4 protein-coding genes are annotated in these 5,798 nt (G+C 74.0%); all 4 read left to right on the top strand.

Annotated features, from left to right (window positions below):
* Positions 1–56: 56 nt before the first annotated feature.
* The 4 genes from ACFU5G_RS28655 (at position 57) to ACFU5G_RS28670 (ending at position 5,746) form a co-directional block, all read left to right on the top strand.
* Entirely contained in the window at positions 57–1,001 is a 945-nt protein-coding gene (locus ACFU5G_RS28655) for an FKBP-type peptidyl-prolyl cis-trans isomerase (protein WP_377252317.1), read from the top strand.
* Positions 1,001–1,771, top strand: a complete 771-nt coding sequence (hisF, locus tag ACFU5G_RS28660) for an imidazole glycerol phosphate synthase subunit HisF (RefSeq protein ID WP_036963036.1) — start codon at positions 1,001–1,003, stop codon at positions 1,769–1,771. Before ACFU5G_RS28655 ends, hisF begins: the two co-directional genes overlap by 1 nt.
* A 226-nt stretch (positions 1,772–1,997) precedes the next feature.
* Positions 1,998–3,878 carry an ABC transporter ATP-binding protein gene (locus ACFU5G_RS28665; protein WP_377252321.1) on the top strand — a complete coding sequence of 627 codons (1,881 nt, stop codon included), beginning with the start codon at positions 1,998–2,000 and terminating at the stop codon, positions 3,876–3,878.
* Positions 3,875–5,746, top strand: coding sequence for an ABC transporter ATP-binding protein (locus tag ACFU5G_RS28670; RefSeq protein ID WP_377252319.1), 1,872 nt, complete (start codon positions 3,875–3,877; stop codon positions 5,744–5,746). The genes ACFU5G_RS28665 and ACFU5G_RS28670 overlap by 4 nt, the downstream gene beginning before the upstream one ends.
* Positions 5,747–5,798 lie beyond the last annotated feature (52 nt).

Raw genomic sequence — 5,798 nt, forward strand, 5'->3', positions numbered from 1 at the left:
GTTCCCGGGGCACCGTCCGTTCCGGGACCGCCGGCGCGGCATGGGAGACTCTGCGGGTGAGTTCCTGGGTACGCGTCCTCGTCGGCGGTCTGGCGGCAGCCGCGGTGGCCGCGACCACGGCGTGCACGCCGGCCTCGCTGCCGGTCGACGTGGGCCCGGCCCCGACGTCCTCGGCGTCGCAGGCGCCGCTGCAGGTCACGGGCGGGAGCGACGCTCCGCCGACGCTCGAGTACGAGAAGCCGTTCGAGGTGGTGGAGTCCGGCTCGCGCATGGTCTGGCCCGGCACCGGCGACGTGCTGGAGCGGGACGACCCGGTGCTCCTGAACCTGTACGCGCAGGACGGCCGCGACGGCACCGAGCTGCAGAACACGTTCCGCACCGCGCCTGCCGCGTACACGATGACCGAGAAGTCGCTCGGCAACCACCTGTTCGCGGCACTCGAGGGTCGCCGCGTCGGCACCCGCCTCGCGCTCATGGAGGAGCAGGACGGCGTCCCGGTGCTGCTGGTGGTCGACGTCCTGCCCGCCCGGGCGTCCGGCACCGAGGGCGTGCCGCCGGGCAAGGAGCTGCCGCAGGTGCGCCTGGACGACCTGGGTGCCCCGACCGTGCGCATCCCGCGCGGCGTCGAGCCGCCGACCGACCTTGTGGTGCACCCGCTGCTGCGCGGCACCGGGCCGCAGGTACGGGCCGGCCAGATCCTCACCGTGGAGTTCACCGCCGTCCGCTGGAGCGACGGCGAGGTGGTCGACACCACCTGGACCGAGGACACTCCGCCCCAGTCCGCCGAGATCGGCATCGGCCGGCTCGTGGACGGCTGGGACCAGGGGCTCCTGGAGCAGACGGTCGGGTCCCAGGTGATGCTCGTCGTCCCGCCGGGGAGCGGGTACGCCAACACCAGCAGCAGCCTCGCCGGCGAGACGGTGGTGTACGTCGTCGACATCCTCGACGCGCACAAGGCCGTCGCCGAGGACGAGGAAGCACCGAAGAAGAAGGAGGGCTGATGTCCGTCGCGATCCGTGTGATCCCGTGCCTGGACGTCGACGCGGGCCGAGTGGTCAAGGGCGTCAACTTCGCCGACCTGCGGGACGCCGGCGACCCGGTCGAGCTCGCCGGCCGGTACGACGCCGAGGGCGCCGACGAGCTCACGTTCCTGGACGTGTCCGCCTCGTCGGGCGACCGGCAGACCATGGTCGACGTCGTGCGCCGCACCGCCGAGCAGGTCTTCGTGCCGCTCACGGTGGGCGGCGGCGTCCGCTCCACGGACGACGTCGACCGGCTGCTGCGCGCGGGCGCCGACAAGGTGGGCGTGAACACGGCCGCCATCGCGCGCCCGGAGCTGATCGCCGAGATCGCGCAGCGCTTCGGCTCCCAGGTGCTGACCCTGAGCGTCGACGCGCGCCGTGTGACCGGCGACGTCACCACCCCCTCGGGCTACGAGGTCACCACGCACGGCGGCCGCCGCGGCACCGGGATCGACGCCGTCGAGTGGGCCGAGACGGCCGCCCGGCTCGGCGCGGGCGAGATCCTGCTGAACTCGATGGACGCCGACGGCACCACCGCCGGGTTCGACCTGGAGATGCTGCACGCCGTGCGCGAGCGCGTGCACGTGCCCCTGGTCGCGTCGGGCGGCGCGGGCACCCCCGAGCACTTCGTCGAGGCCGCCCGGGCGGGGGCGGACGCCGTCCTGGCCGCGTCGGTCTTCCACTTCGGCAAGCTCACGGTGGGCCAGGTCAAGGACGCGATGCGCGCCGCCGGGCTCGACGTCCGCTGAGGCGCCGCGCTTCCCGGGACTTCCTTGACCTCGACCTGAGTTGAGGTCATAGCGTCGGTGACGCCGAGGGGTGACGCCCTCGGCGTAAATCCGTCGAATCGATTCCCGCGCCATGAGAAAATTGTGGGGTCCCCCTAGGAAGCGAGGTCTTGCCGTGCCCCCAGAAGCCCCGCGACCCACCCCGATGGCCCTTCAGGGCTCTCGTGTGCGCCGCTCGATCTCGGTCATGTGGCGCGGCATGCGCGCCCACCCCGGCATCTACCTGCTGGCCGTGGGTGCCTCCGGCCTCTTCGGCGCCCTCACCGTCGCCGTCAGCCGCGCGGTCGGCTGGGCCACCGACTCCGTCGTCGTCCCGGCCATCGGGGGCGACGCCGCCGCCCAGGACCGGGTGTGGCTCGCCGGCCTCGTCCTCGGGGCCGTCGCCCTCTCGCTCGCCCTGTCCGTCGCCGGCCGCCGCATCTGGGCCGGGTACGGCTTCGTCGGCATCCAGGCCGACCACCGCACCACGCTGACCCGGCAGTACCTGCGGCTGCCCGTCTCCTGGCACCGCTCGCACCCCGCCGGCCAGCTCCTGAACCACGCGACCTCCGACACCGAGGCCGCCACCGGCGTCTTCAACCCGCTGCCGTTCGCGCTCGGCGTCGTGGTCATGATCGGCGTCTCCGTGGGGCTGCTGGTCGCGATCGACCCCTGGCTGGCGCTCGCTGCCCTCGCGATCATCCCCGTCACGATCGCCGTGAACGCCGTCTACCAGCGGCACATGTCCCCGGCCGTGACCCGGGCGCAGCGCCTGCGCGGCGACGTGGCCGACGTCGCCCACGAGAGCTTCGAGGCGGCGCTGCTGGTCAAGGCGCTCGGCACCGAGGACCGCGAGGAGAGCCGGTTCGGCGCCCGCACCCAGGAGCTGCGCGCGGCGAACGTCCGGGTCGGCATCGTCCGCTCGCTGTTCGACCCCGTGATCCAGACCCTGCCGTCGATCGGCACCCTGCTGGTGCTCGCCGTCGGCACCTGGCGCATCGCCGCGGGCGCCGTCGAACCGGGCGACCTCGTCACCGCCGCCTACCTGCTCACGATGATGACCGTGCCCGTGCAGGCGTTCGGCTGGGTGCTCGGCGAGCTGCCGCGCGCCCTGGTCGGCTACGAGCGCATCGCGCAGGTCGCCGACGCGACCGGCGCCCTCGAGCACGGTGACGCCCGCCTGCCGCAGGACGCCGGCCGCGGCGGCATGTCCGTGCGCCTGGCCGACGTCGGCGTCGACGTCCCCGCGATCAGCGGGGCCCGCGGCCGCTCGATCACGTTGCTCGACGGCGTGGACGTCGCGGTCGAGCCGGGCGCCACGGTCGCCGTCGTCGGCACCACCGGCGCCGGCAAGACCACCCTGGTCAGCCTCCTGGCCCGCCTCTCCGACCCCACGCGCGGGCAGGTGCTGCTCGACGGCGTCGACGCCCGCACGCTGGCCGACGGCGAGATCCCGGCCCAGGTCGCGCTCGTCACGCAGACCACGTTCATCTTCGAGGACACCGTGCGCGGCAACGTCACGCTCGCCGACCCGGGCACGCCTGGCACGCCGTCCGACGACGAGGTGTGGGACGCCCTGAAGCTCGCGCGTCTCGACGAGACCGTGCGCGAGATGGCCGGCGGCCTCGACGCACCCCTCGGCGAGCGCGGCGCCAACCTCTCCGGCGGGCAGCGGCAGCGCCTCGCCATCGCCCGCGCCCTCGTGCGGGCCCCGCGCCTGCTCGTGCTCGACGACGCGACCAGCGCCGTCGACCCGCGCGTCGAGCAGGAGATCCTGCGCGGCCTGGCCGCCGGGACCGGAAACGAGACCCCGACCGAGGGCGCGGCCCCGGCCGACGCCGCCCCCGGAACCACCGTGATCATGGTCGCCTACCGCATGTCGTCGGTGGCGCTCGCGGACCGCGTGGTCCACGTCGACGGCGGCCGCGTGGTCGACGTCGGCACGCACGACGAGCTGATGGCGCGCGACCCCGGCTACCGCGAGCTCGCCACGGCGTACGAGGCCGAGACCGAGCGCCGCGAGCAGGAACGGGCCGACGAGGCCGCCGCCGGAACACTGGACGACGAGCTGGAAGAGGTGTCCCGATGACCGCGGTGACGGACGAGCCCGACGTGGCCGACGTGCCCGAGGACCTGCTCGACGCCGACGGCGCGCGCATCGAGTCGGCCAGCGGCCTGGGCGTCCTCGCGACCCTGCGCCGCGGCATCGAGATCAGCCCGGAGATCACCAAGGGCATCTGGGTCACCCTGCTGTTCGCGTCGCTCGCGGCCGCCGGGCGAGTCGTGGTGCCGCTCGCGGTGCAGCAGACGATCGACGTGGGCGTGCTCGCCGACGGCGGGCCCGACGTCGGCCAGGTGGCGCTCCTCGCCTCCCTCGCGGCGGGGGCGCTGGTGCTGGCCGCGCTGTGCGCCGCGCTCGTGAACGTGCGCCTGTTCCGCTCGGCCGAGGCGGGCCTGGCGACGCTGCGCGTCAAGGCGTTCCGGCACGTGCACGACCTCTCGACGCTCACGCAGAACACCGAGCGCCGCGGCGCCCTGGTCTCGCGCGTGACCAACGACGTCGACACGGTCTCCCTGTTCGTGCAGTGGGGCGGCATCATGCTGCTCGTCAGCGTGCTGCAGGTGCTCGTGGCGACGGGCCTCATGCTCGTCTACTCGCCGATCCTGACGGCCGTGGTCTGGATCGCGTTCATCCCGATGTTCCTGGTGATCCGGTTCGGCCAGAAGTACGTCAACCGCGCGTACACGCTGGTGCGCGAGCGCGTCGGGGCGATGCTCGGCGCGATCTCCGAGTCCGTCGTCGGCGCCGAGACCGTGCGGGCCTACGGCGTGGCCGAGCGCACGGGGCGGCGCATCGGCGCCTCCGTCGAGGCGACCCGCACCGCGCAGGCCCGGTCCCAGATCCTGGTCGCGGCTACGTTCTCGTCGGGCGTGCTCATCTCCAACCTGGTGCTGGCGATCGTCGTGGTCGTGGGCACGTTCCTCGGCGTGGGCGGTGGGCTGAGCGCGGGCGAGCTCGTGGCCTTCCTGTTCCTGGTGCAGCTCTTCACGGGCCCGGTGCAGATGGCTACCGAGATCCTCAACGAGCTGCAGAACGCCGTGGCCGGCTGGCGGCGCGTCATCGCCGTCATCGAGACGCCGATCCAGGTGGCCGAGAAGCCCGGCGCGGCGACCCAGGAGCGCGGCCCGGCGCACGTGACGCTGCGCGACGTCCGGTTCGCCTACCCCAGCGGTCCCGAGGTGCTGCACGGCGTGACGCTGGACCTGCCGGCGCGCACCAAGGTGGCCGTCGTCGGGCAGACCGGCTCCGGCAAGACGACCATCGCCAAGCTCGTCACCCGGCTCATGGACCCGACGGCGGGCGCCGTGGAGCTGGACGGCACCGACCTGCGGGACCTGTCGTTCGCCTCGCTGCGCGAGCGCGTGGTGCTGGTGCCGCAGGAGGGCTTCCTGTTCGACGGCACGGTGCTGGACAACGCGGCCTACGGCCTGCGCACCCCGCTGGAGGCCGCCGAGGACGGACAGCCGTCCGGCGGGCACCGCGCCGCGGTCGAGCGGGCCTTCGCCGAGCTCGGGCTGGCCGACTGGGTGGCCGACCTGCCCGACGGGCTGGACACCGCCGTGGGGCAGCGCGGCGAGGCGCTGTCGGCGGGGGAGCGGCAGCTCGTCGCGATCGCCCGCGCCTTCCTCGCGCAGCCCGACCTGCTGGTGCTCGACGAGGCGACGTCCGCCGTGGACCCCGCCACCGAGGTCCGGATCGCCCGCGCCCTGGACTCCCTGACCGCCGGCCGCTCCACGATCACCATCGCGCACCGGCTCTCCACGGCCGAGGCCTCCGACCTCGTGGTCGTGGTGGACCAGGGTCACGTCGCCGAGGTCGGCCCGCACGCCGAGCTGGCCGCCGCGAACGGCATCTACGCCCAGATGCACGCGAGCTGGGTCGCCCAGACCCGGTAGCCCGGCTCACGTTCCGGTACCGGATCCGGGCCGACGGCGGACATCACACCGC

Origin of the sequence: Promicromonospora sp. NPDC057488 (assembly GCF_042802395.1) — a bacterium.
Taxonomy (GTDB): Bacteria; Actinomycetota; Actinomycetes; order Actinomycetales; family Cellulomonadaceae; genus Promicromonospora.